The organism is Bradyrhizobium sp. MOS003, from assembly GCF_003020125.1.
GTDB lineage: Bacteria > Pseudomonadota > Alphaproteobacteria > Rhizobiales > Xanthobacteraceae > Bradyrhizobium.
Window position 1 is genome coordinate 101378 of the sequence record NZ_PYFW01000009.1, and the last position, 17133, is coordinate 118510.

Genomic DNA, 17133 nt, shown 5'->3' on the forward strand with positions numbered 1-17133 from the left:
GCTTCCATGGGGAACGACGAGTGGGCATCTGCGGCCACAGCCGAGTTGTGGCGGCTTTACGATGAAGTGACGGCTGTTCTTAGTCGGAGAATGATTGCGGAAAAAGCCAAGCTCGAAGAGCGGCTGCGCAAAATCGAGGGAACTTCCGGGGCCCCAAACGGGGAACACGCGCGCCGTCCCTACCCGCCAGTGCTGCCGAAGTATCAAAATCCGAAAAACCCATCCGAGACCTGGTCCGGTCGCGGCAAGCAGCCCCGCTGGTTGAAAGCGCAGCTCCGAGCTGGCAAGAAGCTGGACGATTTGTTGATCAACCGTTCATCCAGCCACAAGCGCCGCCGCACCGGTTGAGCCTCGGGACAGTCGCGACCCCGTACACACCGGAATCGCGTCACAGCGACATCTAGCGATCGCGATCCTCTTTATTGTTCGGACTGCCGTCCCCGCCGCCGTTGCCGTAGCCGTTGTTGCCACGCACAATATGACCGCCTGACCTGGCTATCGCGGCGGAAGTAAGAGAGGTGGACAGCAACAGCGTCATGGCAGGAGGGGTGACGGCGGCAAATTTCCCGCAGCTCTTCAAGAACTCACGACGATCTTCGCCGTCGCTATCGGGGTGGGTCATCAGTATCCTCCCATCGTCGTTGCGGTAAAAATAGGCCAGACTGGAAATACTGCAAGTTAAATTTGTTAATTCAACAATTTAAAATGCCGACCCGTCGTCACAGCACAGCGCTCAACGGCGACCCGGTCGCACAGTCCATTGCGAGCATTGAGGTTGCACTACCGCGCCGCCTCGGCCCGAGCGCGGCCATGGCCCGTCATTGACATTAAATTGGAACTATTATAATTCTAAATACGTGAATTAACTCATGACAGTTTTTGCTTATAAAACCTTTCGGCGCGCAACGAGCTCGGGGCAGCCCGACCACATATGCGGCGCACAAAGCATCGCTCTTGCCAAGTGGTAAAAACGAAAGTCAGTTCATGACCGGAACCGAGACCGGAGCAGCATTCAGGCAATTGCAGTCTGGCTTCGACACGGCCTTGCGACCAGGATTCTCACTGCCGCGTCTAGGAGCCTTGATGAGCCGAGCGCTGACGGCAACGCTCTTAGACCTGTCAGAATTAACGGTTCTCACTGAGGCTGCGACGGGCGCGTATGCCGTGACCGCCGTCCTCGCAGCGATGGCCGGAGCCAGGCACGTTTATGCCTTCACGCGACCTACGCGGCACGGCACACCAGCTGACGCCAGGCAACACACTCTGGAGCTTGCAGATTCGGTCGGCGTGGCCGATCGCATCGACGTCTTGGAGCAGATCACCCCGGATATCCTCCATCAAACGGATATTGTAACCAACAGCGGCCATCTTCGGCCTCTTACCGCTGCGCTCATTGATAAGTTACCAAAGGAGGCCGTCATCGCCTTGATGTTCGAGGCCTGGGAATTTCGCCCCAAGGACCTCGACATGGAAGCATGCTTACGGCGCGGAATTCCGATTGTCGGCGTGAACGAACGCCACCCGTCAGTCGATGTCTTCTCGTTTCTCGGTCCACTCTGCGTGAAGCAGCTCCACGATTGCGGCTTATCCGTCTACAAGAATCGCATTGGTGTGCTGTGTGACAACGACTTTGTTGACTCGCTCTGCGCCGGTCTCGTGAGCTCTGGAGCATGCGTGGACACTTTTGACAACGTTCAAGCTGTGTATCCCGACGAATGGGACGCAATCATCGTCGCGCTGCGACCGGCGGCTCAGCCTCGCATCGGTTCGCCGGAAGCAACGCACCTCGCTGCTTGCGCGCCCGCAGGTAGCGTTATCGTGCAGTTCTGGGGCGATATGGATCGGACTGTATTGTCAGCAAATGGATTGGCCGTTTGGCCAACAGCGCCTCCAGCAATGGGACACATGGGCATTCTCCTGTCGGAGATTGGCCCTGAACCGATCGTGAGGCTACAGGCGGGCGGTCTCCGCGCTGCTGAATGGGTTCGGCGCAGTAGAACCGTTTCGTCTGACGGATACGCACAACTCGTTACGAGGCCCTTCGGCGAGCTTTCGCCAATTCACACTACGTCTTTGCCTCGATGAGTTCGATGAGTGTGCGCGTCGCGGAGGCGAGAAACACTATACGGCGCATGCCGAACGCGACCGCGGGCGCGGGTGACGATACGGGAAAATACTGCCGCTCCCTGAAGTAAGCGATCGCGTCGTCGAGCCGATCCACTTCGTAACCAAGATGATAGAACTTGCTGCGGCGCTTCAGGATGCCCTCCACTGGCGATTGTGCGCTGGCCGGCTCAATGAGTTCGAGGCGCGGACCGCCGCCTGACACGAACTGGATCCGAACCTGCTGGATCGGGTCCTCGAATATGGGTCCTTCCGGACTGTAGCCAACTATCGCGAGTTCTGGCAACTCCGTCGCGATCTTTCGGCACGCCATTCCCAAATGATGAAAATGCAAATCCATCTGCTCTTCCTTCTTCCCTTTCTAGCGCAAGGAGACGAGTGCGTCCGGCGTGGGGTGCTGCGTCCAGGAAACGAGGCCCGGCAGCAGTTGAAATACCAGGACTGTAGAGCTCTTCACGAGCAAGTAAACGATACGAACGCGTCGGGCGACCCGGCCGATAGAAAGGAGCAGAGGGTCCGAGATCCACGCGCGGGCCACGAGGTGCGCCTGAGGACAGCCCCCAATTCCAGCATGAAATCCGTCGCAGCCAGAAGCGCGATGCGCTGCCTCCGCTGCTCTGACCAGTTGCTAGGGGCAGTTAGTCTTCCCGCGCATCAAGAAGCAACGCCGACCAGGCCTGCTTCAACCGCGGATAGTCTTCGCGCGACATCCGAAACGTAATCACGTCGTCGCCGTTCCACCAAGCCTTCGGCGAAATCTTTTCGATTTGAAAACCAAGGCGAATATGGAAGTTCTTCGCAGCCCCGTTCTTGCTTTGCACGTTGGCTACGACGACCGAAAGCCCTAACTGCACGAACGCGAACGCGAGAAGCAGATCGAATATCTCGGCCAGAAAGAGGCGCGCACCCGGGTCTACAATCAACCGCGCCACCTCGCCGCGTTTCGCCGCGAAATCCAGGTTCGCAAGGGCAATGCTGGCAGCGGGTTTTCTCGATCGCTTGAACTCTGCGATGAAATAGTAGTCGTCTGTCCTAGCCTGATAGCCTCGGAAAAACTCTTCTTGCTGGATCAAGGTCAGCTTTTCTCGGGTCATGAATTTGCCGAGAACGGGATCGTTCCGCCAGGCGATGATTTGCGCGGAGTCATCCAGCCGGACCTCTCGGAGGACTAGGTTGTTTCCCTCAGGAAGCCGGCTGAGATTCTCAGTCTTGGCGGAAAGCGTGCGCGAGCCCGGCGGCTCTGACCCCATATGCGCCGTCATATTTACCCCCCGAATTTAACAAAATTAAATATATTTAAATTGACCGGAGCATTAGCATTATTTAATGTTACTGACAATCAGACGATGCTTCTTTCCTTGGTGGAGGCTCGCTATTCTCGCCGCTATCCCCGCTTTGCCGGTCCGGCATGTAAACGATGCCGAACTCAAGTCCTTGGCGCTGTCCGGCGATGCCGCGTTCTGGGGGCATCTCGCGGCCCGCTCGCGGCAAGCTGCGAGCTTTTCCGAACTATTCTTTCTGTCGAACCTTCGGAAAAAGGCGAAGCTACATGCGACCGGAAGCGGTCAGCCAAGACTTCGACTAGCCCTGATCGGCGGCTACAACCTGTATCCGTTGCACGAATTGGTTGAACACCTCCTGGCCATTCGCGGAATCGAGTGCGAACGCTTCCTCGGCGAGTACGATAACTTCGTCTCGGAAATCCTCCACGGGTCGAGTCCGCTGTACGCCTTCAAGCCGGATCTCGCCTTCATTCTGCCGAACGCGAGCCACTGCCGCTTTTCGGGCTCGCTCCGCGATGCCGTGGAACATCAGCGCGAAGCTGCAGTCGGCGCTGCGGAGCAGCTCCTCGACCTCGCGCAGACTTTCATCGAACGCTCAGGTGCGGCGGTGATTCTCGCCAATCTTGCGCTGCCCGGCGACCTCGATCTCGGCTCGTTTCGTTCCCGCACGCTTGGCGCCGATTGGAGCTTCCGTAAGGCGGTGAACCTTGAGCTCGGGCTCCGGGCCCCGGCTGAGGTGCAAATCTGCGACGTCGAGTTCCTCTCGGCACGCCGAGGGATCACGGCCGCGCAGGACGCGCGAGCTTGGTACGAATCGAAGCAACTCGGCTCACCTGATTTTCTAGTGGACGTCGCGCAAGAGCTGAGCCACCTGATCGCCTCCTGTAAGCAAGGCCCGAAGAAGGTGTTAGTGCTCGATCTCGATCAGACGCTATGGGGCGGCCTGATCGCGGAGGACGGCATCGAGGGAATCGAACTTGGGGACTCGTCTCCCCGCGGCGAAGCTTTCAAGGCTTTCCAGAAGTATCTCCTCGCGCTTTCCGAACGCGGCGTCCTGCTTGCGGTGTGCAGCAAGAACGACCATGCGCGCGCGATCGAGGTATTCGAGAAGCATCCTGAGATGATTCTCCGGCTGGAGCACTTCGCTGCCTTCAAAGCCAATTGGGATCCAAAGTCCGACAACCTGCAGAGGATCGCCGATGAACTCCGCGTTGGCGTGGACAGCTTCGTCTTCGCTGACGACAACCCGGCGGAGATCGAGATCGTGCGCCAGTTTCTGCCCCAGGTCGAAGGCGTGCTCCTCGGGCCGGATCCCGCAGAATTCATCGGCCGCCTCCAGGCCGGGCGCCATTTCGAGCCACGTAACGTCACCGAGGAGGATCTCGAGCGGACGGCGCAGTACCGGCAGGAACGGCGACGCACGGAGCTCGCGGCGAGCGTAACCGACATGCCAGCCTACCTCGCGTCGCTCGAGATGCGAGGTACGATCAAGGAGTTCGACCCGCTCGACCTGCCCCGCATTGCCCAGCTGATCGCGCGCAGCAACCAGTTCAACCTGACGACGGCCCGTCGATCCGAAAGTGAGGTCCAGGGCCTCCTGAAAAGGCCGGACTACAAGTGCTTCACCATGCGGCTTGAGGATCGGTTCGGCGATTCCGGGCTCATCTCTGTGGTCATTGCAAAGATCGAGGGTGGCGTCTTCGTTCTCGATACCTGGCTCATGAGCTGCCGCGTGCTCAAGCGCCAAGTCGAGGACGAGATCATGAACGAGATTTTTCGGCTTTCAGAGGTCGCCGGCTGCGCGAAAGTGCGCGGCATTTATCTTCCGACGGCCAAAAACGGGATCGTCGCCGGGATCTACGAGGAGTTTGGCTTCGTACTTACGAAAGGCTCCGCCGCCCGAAAAGAGTTCGAGCTCGAGGTGGAGAAGTATCAGATGCGTTCGACAAAGATCCGCGTAATCCGGAGGGCTTATGAAGCAGGCTGAAGTACTGGCGAAGTTGCAGGAGGTGTTCGACGGTATCTTCCTCGAGAAGGTCGAGGCCAAGCCGGAGCTGTTGGCGGCCGAGGTCGAGGAGTGGGACTCGCTCATGCAGATTTCGCTCGTCATCGCCGTGGAGCAGAAGTTTCGCGTGCGATTCCGCGTTGGCGAAGTCGAGACGGCCCGGAACCTGGGTGAATTCGCCGATCTGATCGCGAAACGGATAGAGCCATAAGAACTGGACATCGCAAAAGACGATCGCGGGAATACGCGGCCCGCCACCCTACTTGGTGTCTCTCGCCCGCCTTATGGGCATGACGCGGCACAGCTTCGCAGAATCGCCGCCGACGCTTGTTCGTCAAGAGCGCGCGGAGCCGCCGGGATCTTCGCCTCCACTGAAGCGGACCCCGCCTTGGGCCGGCTGCATCAACGGGAGCAGCCGCCAGCAGCTGTTCATGATCCGGAGGCTGACTGGGGACCTAGCCTTTCAAGCGAAATTGACAACCGTGCAGAAAAAAATGCCCCCGATAAATATAAATTGTTTTTAAATTAAGTTAACTCCCATCATTTTATTTGTTAAATTTTGTTTATTGCGTGCAAGAAACGACTGCGCGGGAGAACAACATGGCAAGCTTGTTCACCACTCAGGCCCCCGTCCTGACCAACAACACGGATGGAATAGGGGCTGATTATGAGCTTGGGATGCGCTTCACCAGCGACACGTCCGGCGTGATCCAGGCGATCCGGTATTACAAGGCCTCGAATGAGACCGGCACCCATATCGGCCACATCTGGTCGGCCACCGGCCAGGAGCTGGCGACGGTCACCTTCACCAACGAAGGCGCATCGGGCTGGCAGCAAGCGACCCTCGCCACGCCGCTCACCATCACGGCCGGTACGACCTACGTGGTCTCGGTCAATATCAACAGCTACTACGTCTCCACCACCCAGGGCTTCGCGTCCGGCATCAGCAATGGAGGCCTGAACGCCCCGGTCGGCGCCGGCGTCTTCGACTACAGCGCGGGCGTCTTCCCGACCGCCGCCTATCAGAATGCAAACTATTTCCGCGACGTCGTGTTCGCTGCGGGCTCGACGAACCCCAATCACCCCGGTACGGTGAGCGTCAGCGGGACCCCGACGCAGAACCAGATTTTGACCGCGACGGTGAGCGATGCGGATGGAGTGCCGGGCACCGTCACCTATCAGTGGCAGCGAAGCACGAACGGCACCACATGGAGCAACATCACCGGTGCGACGGCGAGCACGCTGACCCTCGGGCAGGCCCAGGTCGGCAGCTTCATACGAGTCAACGCCGTCTACACCGACCTGCTGGGCAGCAACGAGACCCCGGTGAGCGCCGCGACCGCCACGGCAGTGGCCAACGTCAACGACGTCGGCGTCGTCACGATCAGCGGCACGGCGACCCAGAACCAGACGCTGACGGCCAGCGTCACGGATCCTGACGGCGTCCCGGCGAGCATCACCTATCACTGGCAGAGTAGCCCCGACGGCACGACCTGGACCAATCTCACCGCCACGACATCAACCCTCACCCTCGACAGCAGCCTGGTTGGCAAGCGGATCCGGGTGAACGCCACCTACACCGACCTGCTCGGCACCAGCGAGAACGCAACCAGCACGGCCACGGCGACGGTGGCAGCTGCGAGTGCCACCACCACCTTGCTCACCACCCAGGCGCCGGTCAACGCCAATGCCACCGACGGGCCGGGCGCGGATTATGAGCTTGGGATGCGCTTCACCAGCGACACGTCCGGCGTGATCCAGGCGATCCGGTATTACAAGGCCTCGAACGAGACCGGCACCCATATCGGCCACATCTGGTCGGCCACCGGCCAGGAGCTGGCGACGGTCACCTTCACCAACGAAGGCGCATCGGGCTGGCAGCAAGCGACCCTCGCCACGCCGCTCACCATCGCGGCCGGTACGACCTACGTGGTCTCGGTCAATATCAACAGCTACTACGTCTCCACCACCCAAGGCTTCGCCTCCGGCATCAGCAATGGAGGCCTGAACGCCCCGGTCGGCGCCGGCGTCTTCGACTACAGCGCGGGCGTCTTCCCGACTGCCGCCTATCAGAATGCAAACTATTTCCGCGACGTCGTGTTCGCCCCGGCCAACGTCATCGCACTCCTCAACACTTCTACGATCTATGTCAGTGAAGCGGCCGGCACGGCCACCGTCACCGTCGTACGCTCCGGCGACCTCTCGTCTCAAAACACCATTGAATACACGACGAATGAAATCGGCACCGGCGGAAGTGCGACGGCTGGATCGGACTTCATCCAGCCCACCTTCAATGGTCGGGCAAACACCGGCCAGATCGTCTTCGCACCGGGAGAGAGCACCAAGAGCTTCACCATCCCCATCGTCAACGATCAACTGATCGAGGGCAACGAAACGTTCGCTGTCGGCCTTCAAAATCCCGGCGCCGGATCCCTCGGAGCTCCACGCACTGTGCTCGTGACCATCGTCGACGACGACTCACCCGCCACGATCGCAATGGCGGACGTCGCGGTGAGTGTTGCGGAGAGCACCCCGACAGCGACGCTCACGCTGTTGCGCAGCGGGCCCGTCAATCAAACAGCCACCGTCGGCTATGCGACGAGCAGCGGAAGCGCACTCGCGGGATCCGATTACACGACCACGTCCGGCACGGTCACCTTTGCCGCCGGACAGGTGAGTCAGACCATCTCGGTGCCGATCATCAATGATGCGACACCGGAGAACGACGAGACTTTCACCGTCACCTTGAGCAACCCGACGGGCGCCACTCTCGGCGCCCAGGCGACGACGACAGTGAAGATCCTGGATAATGACAACCCCGCTCTCGGCAATCTGGTGGGCGAGACAGCCGTGACGGCGCTGAACCAGCCAGTGGCGATGGACTGGACTCCCGACGGCCGCTACATGCTGGTCGCGGAGAAGGACGGCGTGGTGCGCGTGGTGGACAACGGCACGTTGCGGTCGACTCCACTGATCGACATTTCGAGCGAAGTTAATGATTTCGGCGATCGCGGGCTACTGGGCATCGCGGTGAACCCAAACTTCGCAAGCAACCATTATGTCTACCTGCTCTACACTTACGATCCGCCCGAGACGGCGACCCAGACCGGGCTCGCGGCCGCCGATGGCGGCGGCAACCGACCTTCTCGTCTGGTGAGGGTCACTGTCGATCCCACCACAATGATCGCCGATCCGTCCAGCGAAACGGTGCTGGTCGGCAAGAACAGTATCTGGGCCTATACCAGCAGTCCCGACGCGAACAGCGGCGGCGATCCCAGCATCGTTCCTTCCGGCATCGTCAACGGCACGACGATTACGGCTCCCGCGAGTCAGATCGAGGTTGGATCGCAGGACAACGATCCGGATCGGCCCGGCATCCAGAACCAAAACATCCGTGACTATCTCGCGACCGACAGCGATTCGCACTCCATAGGTGCCGTTCATTTTGGCCCCGACGGCTATCTCTACCTCTCGGTCGGGGACGGCACATCGTACAACTTCGTCGATCCCCGTGCAGTGCGCGTCCAGGACATCCACAATCTCTCGGGCAAGCTCTTGCGGATTGATCCTATTACGGGTGAAGGAGCGCCCGGCAATCCGTATTATCAGGCTGGTGATCCCAACAGCAATCAGTCGAAAGTGTTCTACTACGGCATCCGCAACTCGTACCGCTTCAGCTTCGATCCCGTCACGAATCTGCCTGTGCTTGGAGACGTCGGCTGGAACAACTGGGAAGAGATCGATACGGGGCCCGCAGGCTCGAACTTCGGATGGCCCTACTTTGAAGGTCCAAACAAAACCGCCAGCTACCAGAACCTCGCCCAGGCGATCACCTTCTACAACAACGGCAACCGCAACAATTTGTCGGATCCGCCTGCCGTGTTCCCGATCTTACCTCTAAGCCACGGGGCTCCGGACAACGCCCACGTGATCACAGCGGGAGATTTCTACAATCAGAACACCATGTTCTTCGACGACGTCTACAATGGCACGATCTTCGCCGCGACCTTGGATGCGAACCGGCAGGTCGCAAGCGTCCAGTTGGTGGACAACGTACAGGGCATTGTGGACCTGCAGAAGGGGCCCGACGGTTGGCTCTACGGTGCCGATGTCTATGATGGCACGATCCGACGTTGGGTCGACCCCTCGGCCGCCGCCGGGAACGCGCTGCTCCCAGCGTCATGACAGCGGGCGCGCCGGCTCTCGACTGTCCCCCGCTTCCGGCCGCGTGGCAGGAGTCACGCTCCTGAACGACCAGGCGTCGCCCACAATTGGCTGTCGCCCGGCGTCTGCATGCGGACCCAGCCATACGGAACCCGCGCCCAGGGCTTGATCTCGGGCGTTAGATTGTCGAGGACCAGATCGCCAGTCCTGGCCCGCACCACGAGCACAAGGTGATGGTCTCCGGACCTGGTGACCACTTCGCTCAACAGCAGGACTCGCGCGGGCCAACCGCGTTGCAGCAGTTCATGACGCTTGCTCACTGCGTAGTCGTTGCAATCGCCTCGATCCGGGTTAACGACCCACTCCTCACCTGCAAGGCCGAGTTCATTAGGCTCCGGAGCAATGGCGCGGTTCACGGCGCGATTGACTGCTTTCAGCTCTGCCCACCGTTGTTTCGTCAGCGGGATCGGCCCGCCGCGGAACGACCGCCGCGGGCGACATTCGGCCTCATAGCGCAGGCAAAACACCGTGTAAGTGAGGGGCGGAAGGGTCGGGCGTCCCAGCTCGATGTGCGCAAGATCTGCTTGGGGCGCCCTCGGCATGATCAACAATGCCGCACGCGCCCACTGAATGCCACCGATCACGATAGCTATGGTTGCCGCGATGACAGGGCCCGAGGTTCGTTGCATCTGCCGATCCCCATGTGAACGCCAAAGGCGCCCGCCGCCGGCACATCGGCGCCCGATCGCGCAAAATCGACCATTTTAATATTATACTAATAATTCAATTTAATTTAATTAGCAATAATACATTTAATGTTGGATCGACAAGAAAGTCGCATTGCAGGGCGCGCAGTGACGCCAGTGGCGCCTGCAAGGACGAATGAGACGGAACGGGAAGGATGAAGGGACCCGGCTTCGGTTGGTCTCGCTGGAAAGCGCCGAAGCGCGGCGCGGCGCGGACGCGCTTCGCGCCCCTGAGCCGGGCAACGATTTACTGCCTATATAATTTTATTGTTGAATTAATTATTCACCGGGGCCAAATCGTTGGACAGAGCTTCCTCGGGCAGGATTGTCTCACATGCCAGTCGAGCTACTCGTCATTCTGGGAGCTGAAGTTGCAATACTTGGCTTCGTTGCCGCGATGACCTTGTACGCCAAGCGGAAGGATGTGCTGAGCAGACGGTCGTTCGATCGACCCGTAGCCTCGCCCAAGGGCAACAGGCACCTAACACGGTCAATCCGTCGAAAGGCACGCGATTTACTACGATTGACCAGGAGGTGGGGCGACCGCGTCACGTTCGTCCCACCAGATCTCTTGCGGCGCGCTGATCTCACCAGAATGCGGCGGTGGATCCTTCTCCTTCAAACCAGACTGCAGAAGCCGTTCCGGTTTGAGACGCGCGCTCGCGGCCGGGCACGTCGGCTGCCGATGTTGCCGGCCGCCCAGCCGTGCTTTCAGAGGCTTTCAGAGGCTGGGCGCAACACCGACGCCCACGGAACGGGCGCCGGTCCCGAATGCGTGCAGTCGAGCGCCAACCGCGATCGTGCGCCGACTCAGCGCTCCTTGAACGCGCGCTCCGCCTGATCGTGCAGCGGCTTGAGCAGGTAGGACAGCGCTGTCCGACCGGCCGTCTTGATGAAGACCTCGACCGGCATGCCGGGCAGCAGCTTGGCCGACCCGAGCTTCGCCAGCTCTTCCGGCCTCAGCAGGACGCGGCCCGTGTAGTAGCTCGTGCCAGCACGCTGATCCTGTGTAATGTCTGCCGAGACCATGCTGACCTCTCCGTCGATTTCGGGCGTGGTCTTCTGGTTGAACGCTGCGAACCGCATGGTCGCGGTCTGCCCCACATAGAGCTGGTCGATATCGCGCGGCGCGATCTTGACCTCGATCGCGAGCGAATCCGCATCAGGTACGATCAGCATGATCTGCTCGCCGGGCGAGATGACACCGCCGACTGTATGGACGTTCAGCTCATGGACACGGCCGGATTGCGGAGCCCTGATATCGACCCGATTCAGCTGATCAACGGCAGCAGTCTTGCGCTCGCTCAGTTCGGAAAGTTTCGAGCGCGTTTCGATCAGGTCCTTGCCGACTTCGGTCCGCAGGTCCTGGTCGACCTGAATGACCTGGAGTCCGATTTCAGAGATCTTGCCCTTCGACTGAGCGATCATGCCGGCGAGCTGGCTGCGCTCGCCCTCGATGCGCGCGGCATCGCGTTCGAGGGCATTTAGCCGCGTGATCGGCACCAGATTTTTTTGCCAGAGACTGCGCACGCCTTCCAGCTCCTGGCGGATAAATTCGACTTCCTTCTGCTTGGCCTCGGTCTGCCCCGTATAGCCCTTGATCTCGTTTTCGAGTTGCGCGCTTCTCTCCTGCAACTGCGCTTTTTGGCCGCTTCTCGCCTGGCGACGGAGGTCGAACAACTTCCGCTCCGCGGTGATTGCACGATTCGCCTCGGAGTTGCTCTCCTTGGCCCGATCGAGCAGCACCTTGGGAAACACAACCTGGTCGGCGCTGTCGCGCTCGGCCTCGAGACGAGCCTGCCGTGCGAACAGCTCATCGATGCTGTTTGTGACGATCGTCGCGTTCGCGAGCGTCTGAGTCTCGTCGAGGCGGATCAAAATGTCGCCTGCCTTGACCCGGTCGCCTTGGCGTACGCGCAACTCTCCCACGATCCCGCCTGTGGCGTGCTGGACCTTCTTGACGCTCGAATCCACCACGACCGTGCCTTGGGCGATCACCGCGCCGGACAATTGGGTCGTTGTCGCCCAGCCGCCGACCCCGAAAGTTACCAAAGCGAGCATGATCATACCTACTATCATGTAACGCTGGATGGATTGCAGCGCTGGCGCTACCTCGCTATTCATCGGCCGCCTCCGTGAGCATCGACGACCTTGAGCGGTACTGGATTACGCAACACTTTCTTAAGAACCTCCTCTCTCTTGCCGAAGGACTGGACCCTGCCCTCGCCGAGGCACAAGACATGGTCCACACCTTCCAGCGCCTTCGGACGATGCGCGACAATCGCGACAATCCCACCCCGGCGGCGCACGTTCATGATCGCCTCGGTCAAGGCCTCCTCACCCTCGGCGTCGAGATTGGAAGAGGGCTCATCAAGTACGACCAGGAAGGGCTTGCCGTAAAAGGCGCGTGCGAGCCCGATACGCTGCCGCTGACCCGCCGACAGCGCCAACCCTCCCTCGCCAATCTTCGTGCTGTAACCGTCCGGAAGGGACAGGATGAGGTCGTGCGCGCCCGCGGCATGCGAGGCTTCCAAAACAGCAGCCGCCGTCGCCTGCGGGTCGAACCGCGCAATGTTCATTGCGATGCTACCGTCGAACAATTCGACGTCCTGGGGCAGATAACCGATGTGCTTGCCGAGGGCATCCGAAGACCAGTGATCGAGGGCCGCGTTGTCAAGCCGGATCCTGCCTCGAATGCACGGCCACACACCCACCAGTGCACGAGCCAACGTCGACTTGCCGGATCCACTCGGGCCGATGATGCCAACCGCCTGCCCGCTCCGCAGTTGGAACGACACTTCGCTGAGGGTGGGTCTCTCGGAATTGGGGGCGCCGACATAGAGATGCTCGACGGAGAGGCTTTCGGCAGGCGTGGGCAAAGCCAACCGCTCCTCCTCGTGAGGCAGAAGTTTCAGCAGGTGATCGAGCCGTTTCCCCGATTGCCGCGCGGCTACGAAGCCTTTCCAGTTCGCAATGGCCATTTCGACGGGCGCCAGTGCCCGCGCGGTGAGGATCGATCCGGCAATGATGATGCCGGCGGTCGATTCCTGGTTGATGACGAGGACGGCGCCAACTGCGAGAACCAGCGATTGCAGGATCGACCGGAAAATCTTGGAGGCTCCGCCGAGCCCGTTTGCGACATCGCTGGCCCGCTCATGGGCTGCGAGGTACTTCGCGTTGACATCCCGCCAACGGAAAGCCGCCTGTTGCCGCATGCCCATGGCCTGCAGGACTTCGGCATTTCGCCGCCCCTCGATAACCAGGGCGGTTCGTGAAACAGCCAGGCGCGAGGACGCCTTTGCCGGCCCTCGGGTGCGCGTTTCCGTGAGCAGCGTAATGCCGACCAGCACCAGCGCGCCGGCCAGCGCAGTGACGCCAATCCAGAAGTGAAAGAGGAAGCAGACGCCGAGATAGATCGGCATCCAAGGCAGATCAAACAGCGCCGTCGGCCCTCCGCTCGACAGGAAGCTGCGGACCTGATCGAGGTCCCGCACCGGCTGCAAGCCATCGCCATCGGCCCTGGTCTTGAGAGGCAGACGAACAAGCGCGTCGAATATGCGCAGGCTGAGCCTTTCATCGAAATACCGGCCGACGCGGGCACTGATCCTGTTCCGGACAAGGTCCAGCCCACCCTGAAACAGGTAAAGCACCGTCGCCAGAACCATCAAGGCGATCAGAGTCGGTATGCTGCGACCGGGCAGCACTCGATCATAGACCTGCAGCATGAAGAACGAGCCGGTGAGCATCAGGAGATTGCTCATCCCGCTGAAGGCCGCGAGAGCCCAAAAAATCCGGCGGCAAGACCGCAGGAAAGCCGTCAGCTCTGACTGAGACTCGTCATGATCCTCCGCCGGCCGGGGGCGACCAGCGAATATCCGTTGCCGCAGCGCTTCGACCGGGCGCTTTGCCCAAGCGATCAGTTGCGGCGTCCGCACTTCGACGTCTTCCGCCCACTGCCGACCGAGGGACCAGAGTCCCGATATGTGCACAAGAGAGATTCGATATAGATCCGCAGGCGGGGGGGATCCCCCCCGCCGTCCAAAGTCAATCATGGGTGCCGCCTTTGAACCATGCCTTTATCGGAAGATCCCCCAAGAGATCCCCAAGGCAGTTGTTGAGTACTGCTCTGTGTGGTTACCCCGTCCCCTACGCGAAGTGGAAGTCGTGGCTGGTCAACGAGTCGAGCTTGATGTTCTTCAGCGTGAGCGTGTCGCTCCCCGTCGAGATCACGACGTCGCCGCCGGATTGGGTCGCGTGGGAGAGAACGCTCGCGAAACTGTCGAACACGGTCTTGCTAAAATCGATCGTGTCGTGAGCAGGTCCGCTGGCAACGAAGCCCTTGACGACATCGTTGCCGAAATTCGCGGCAAACGAGAACGTGTCGGCCTTGCTGGTGCCAACGAGCACGTCATTGCCTGAAGTGCTCGTCTGTGTGTTGCTGCTTGTCGAGCTCGAAGTAGCAACGACCTGACTGGTGCTCGTGGACGACGTAGCTACGGTGGAAGTACCGATCTGCCCGTCACCGTTGAGATCCTGATGGAAGCTCGTCTCGAGCGATTTAAGGCCAGAGCTCGTACCCGACACGGAGCCGCCCGACGAGGAACCGCTTAGGCTGCTGACGTGGGAAACGTAGTTTCCGTTGCTGTCGGTGTTCCAGGCCGTGTACTGACCGGTGCTCGCTTCCTTCCAGACAACCTGATAGCCGGTCCCCGTCTTCTCAGCAGCAATCGGTGCCCAGGTGTGATCTGACCCGTCCACAAAATCCGCGCCCTTATTCTTCAGCGTGGGGCCCGATCCGGTGCTGTCGTTGAGGAAATATTTGCCACCGTTCTCAACGAGGGTTGTCACGCCAGCCGACTCGATTTGCGTTCCAGCACTCGGCGAAGTCGGTGTGGTTGGCGACGTCGGCGAAGTCGGTGTGGTTGCAGTGGACGTACCGATCTGCCCGTCGCCATTGAGATCCTGATGGAAGGTCGTCTCAAGCGACTTAACGCCAGAGTCCGTACCCGACACCGAACCGCCCCACGCGGAGCCGGTCAGGCTGCTGACATGGGACACGTAGTTGCCGTTGCTGTCGGTATTCCAGGCCGTGTACTGACCGGTGCTGGCCTCCTTCCAGACAACCTCATACCCAGTCGCCGTCTTCTCCGCAGCAATCGGTGCCCAGGTGCCATCTGACCCTTTCACGAAATCCGCGCCGCTATCCTTCAGCGTGGGGCCCGTTCCGGTGCTGCCGTTGAGATAATATTTGCCGCCGCTTTGAACGAGAGCGGTCGCACCAGCGGACTCGACTACCGTACCGGAAGTCGGCGACGTCGGTGTGGTCGGCGCCGAGGTGCCGGTGCTGATGCTGGCCGTGGCCACGGTGGACGCCGTGCTGGTGTTACCTGCCGCATCCATCGCCTTCGCGGTGAGGCTGTGCGAACCGGCCGCAAGGCCGCTGGTGGTATAGTTCCACACGCCACTGCTGTTGGCGGTCGCGGTCCCGATCTGGGTCGTGCCGTCGAACACCTTTACGACGCTGCTCGCTTCGGCACTGCCCGACATCACCACCTGATTGGCACTGTTCACCGTATTGCTAGCAATGGTCGGCGCAGTCGGCGCTTTGGTGTCGACGGTGACTGCCAACGCAACCGACGCCGCGCTGGTCAGCCCCGACGCGCTGGTCGCCGTTGCGGTGAGCGTATGCTTGGCGTCAGTCAGGATCTTTGTGATGTAGTCCCAGTTGCCGCTTGAATCCGCAGTCGTCGAACCGATCTGGGTCGTACCGTCGTAGAACTTGACCGTGCTGCCGGCAGCAGCGGACCCCTTGAGCTCGATGGCATTGTCGTTGGTGATCTTGTCGCCAGCGGTGCCGCTATCGGTCGAGAACGAGGCTATGACGGGAGCGTCTGGTGCGGCTGGCGCCGACCCGCCCGTGTTGCCGTGGTTCGCCGACGTGTTGAGCGTCGCGACTACGGCCGCACTGTCATCGACGTTGCCGGTGTAAACCGGGTTGTTGCCGGTGAATGCGGTCGGGCCCCAATAACCTCCGCCCATATGATTGTTCGTGACCGACACACCCGTGACGGATCCGCCGTCGAACTGGGCCGAGCTGTAGATGTTGTAGCCACCACCGTACAGCAAATTGTTGTCGACGGTTACGTTCGAGACGGGCCCGAAGTAGTTGTCGATCATGATCGCCGCAGTTTGGGTATGGTCATTGATGACCGTGTTGTGGGTGATCGTGATATTGGAGTTCTTCCCGTCGATCGAGATACCGTCGTAGTGCGGAGATCCCGACGCGATCATGTCGTGGATGTAGTTGTCCTGGATGAGGGTATTCCCTCCATCAACCCCGATCCCATTTTCGACATTGTAGATGTTGTTGGCGATGAACTTCCCTTGCCCCATGATTCCATAGTCGCCGTCATTGCCCGAGCCGACGCCATTGATCTCATTGTGCTGGACCACCGCTCCGGTAACGCCAGCCGCAACCCTCACGGCGTAGAACGCTTCCGTCGTGACCTTGCAGTTCTCCAAGGTGACATTCGGAGCGTTGATGAAGACCGATCCATGGATGTCGAGGCCGCTGATCACGGCTCCCGCTGTATTGATAACGAGATCCCCGTAGTAAGGAGTGAGGGTCACGCCCGCCGACACTCCAGTGTTCGTAGCATCAGGCCACGCAGTCGTCGTTGCCAAAATGTGTTCTCCTTCGAAGTTAAATAGAAACGTGCAGTGCACGTAGGCGCGATCATCCCAATAGGTGCGCCATGGCCTGTGTCATGCTCCATCGGCGGGGGCTTTTTTGGGACGAGATGGGGGCGCG

Annotated in this window: 12 protein-coding genes; 5 read left to right on the plus strand and 7 right to left on the minus strand. The window is 60.4% G+C overall.

What is annotated here, in order from left to right:
- Positions 1-6: 6 nt before the first annotated feature.
- The gene (locus C7G42_RS29155) at positions 7-348 is read left to right on the plus strand and encodes an H-NS histone family protein (protein WP_106952363.1); all 342 of its coding nucleotides are present in this window, start codon (positions 7-9) and stop codon (positions 346-348) included.
- A gap of 52 nt (positions 349-400) precedes the next feature.
- On the opposite strand, the gene C7G42_RS29160 is transcribed toward C7G42_RS29155, so the two are convergent.
- On the minus strand, positions 401-622 hold the full coding sequence (locus C7G42_RS29160) for a hypothetical protein (protein WP_106952364.1): 222 nt from the start codon (positions 620-622) through the stop codon (positions 401-403).
- A 362-nt stretch (positions 623-984) separates the two neighbouring features.
- Here C7G42_RS29160 and C7G42_RS29165 point away from each other — a divergent pair, with 362 nt between their 5' ends.
- Complete coding sequence (locus C7G42_RS29165; protein WP_245428029.1) at positions 985-2085, plus strand: hypothetical protein; 1101 nt, start codon at positions 985-987, stop codon at positions 2083-2085.
- Here C7G42_RS29165 and C7G42_RS29170 read toward each other — a convergent pair.
- Complete coding sequence (locus tag C7G42_RS29170) at positions 2066-2464, minus strand: VOC family protein (protein ID WP_106952366.1); 399 nt, start codon at positions 2462-2464, stop codon at positions 2066-2068. The two genes, C7G42_RS29165 and C7G42_RS29170, sit on opposite strands and share 20 nt — an antisense overlap.
- A 298-nt stretch (positions 2465-2762) precedes the next feature.
- Positions 2763-3386 carry a GNAT family N-acetyltransferase gene (locus C7G42_RS29175; protein WP_245428031.1) on the minus strand — a complete coding sequence of 208 codons (624 nt, stop codon included), beginning with the start codon at positions 3384-3386 and terminating at the stop codon, positions 2763-2765.
- A gap of 64 nt (positions 3387-3450) precedes the next feature.
- Here C7G42_RS29175 and C7G42_RS29180 point away from each other — a divergent pair, with 64 nt between their 5' ends.
- The 3 genes from C7G42_RS29180 to C7G42_RS29190 all read left to right on the plus strand — a co-directional run bounded on the left by C7G42_RS29180 (position 3451) and on the right by C7G42_RS29190 (position 9597).
- Entirely contained in the window at positions 3451-5394 is a 1944-nt protein-coding gene (locus C7G42_RS29180) for an HAD-IIIC family phosphatase (protein WP_245428033.1), read from the plus strand.
- Entirely contained in the window at positions 5381-5623 is a 243-nt protein-coding gene (locus C7G42_RS29185; protein ID WP_106952368.1) for an acyl carrier protein, read from the plus strand. Before C7G42_RS29180 ends, C7G42_RS29185 begins: the two co-directional genes overlap by 14 nt.
- A 389-nt stretch (positions 5624-6012) precedes the next feature.
- On the plus strand, positions 6013-9597 hold the full coding sequence (locus C7G42_RS29190; protein ID WP_106952369.1) for a DUF4082 domain-containing protein: 3585 nt from the start codon (positions 6013-6015) through the stop codon (positions 9595-9597).
- A 53-nt stretch (positions 9598-9650) separates the two neighbouring features.
- Here the strand turns inward: C7G42_RS29190 and C7G42_RS29195 are convergent, their stop codons facing one another.
- The 4 genes from C7G42_RS29195 to C7G42_RS29215 all read right to left on the minus strand — a co-directional run bounded on the left by C7G42_RS29195 (position 9651) and on the right by C7G42_RS29215 (position 16952).
- Positions 9651-10265: a transglutaminase-like cysteine peptidase gene (locus tag C7G42_RS29195; protein ID WP_106952370.1), complete on the minus strand. Its 615-nt coding sequence runs from the start codon at positions 10263-10265 to the stop codon at positions 9651-9653.
- An 867-nt stretch (positions 10266-11132) separates the two neighbouring features.
- On the minus strand, positions 11133-12446 hold the full coding sequence (locus tag C7G42_RS29205) for an HlyD family type I secretion periplasmic adaptor subunit (RefSeq protein ID WP_106952372.1): 1314 nt from the start codon (positions 12444-12446) through the stop codon (positions 11133-11135).
- Positions 12443-14374, minus strand: a complete 1932-nt coding sequence (locus tag C7G42_RS29210; RefSeq protein WP_283809868.1) for a type I secretion system permease/ATPase — start codon at positions 14372-14374, stop codon at positions 12443-12445. The genes C7G42_RS29205 and C7G42_RS29210 overlap by 4 nt, the downstream gene beginning before the upstream one ends.
- 94 nt (positions 14375-14468) lie before the next feature.
- Positions 14469-16952, minus strand: a complete 2484-nt coding sequence (locus C7G42_RS29215; RefSeq protein ID WP_245428037.1) for an Ig-like domain-containing protein — start codon at positions 16950-16952, stop codon at positions 14469-14471.
- Positions 16953-17133 lie beyond the last annotated feature (181 nt).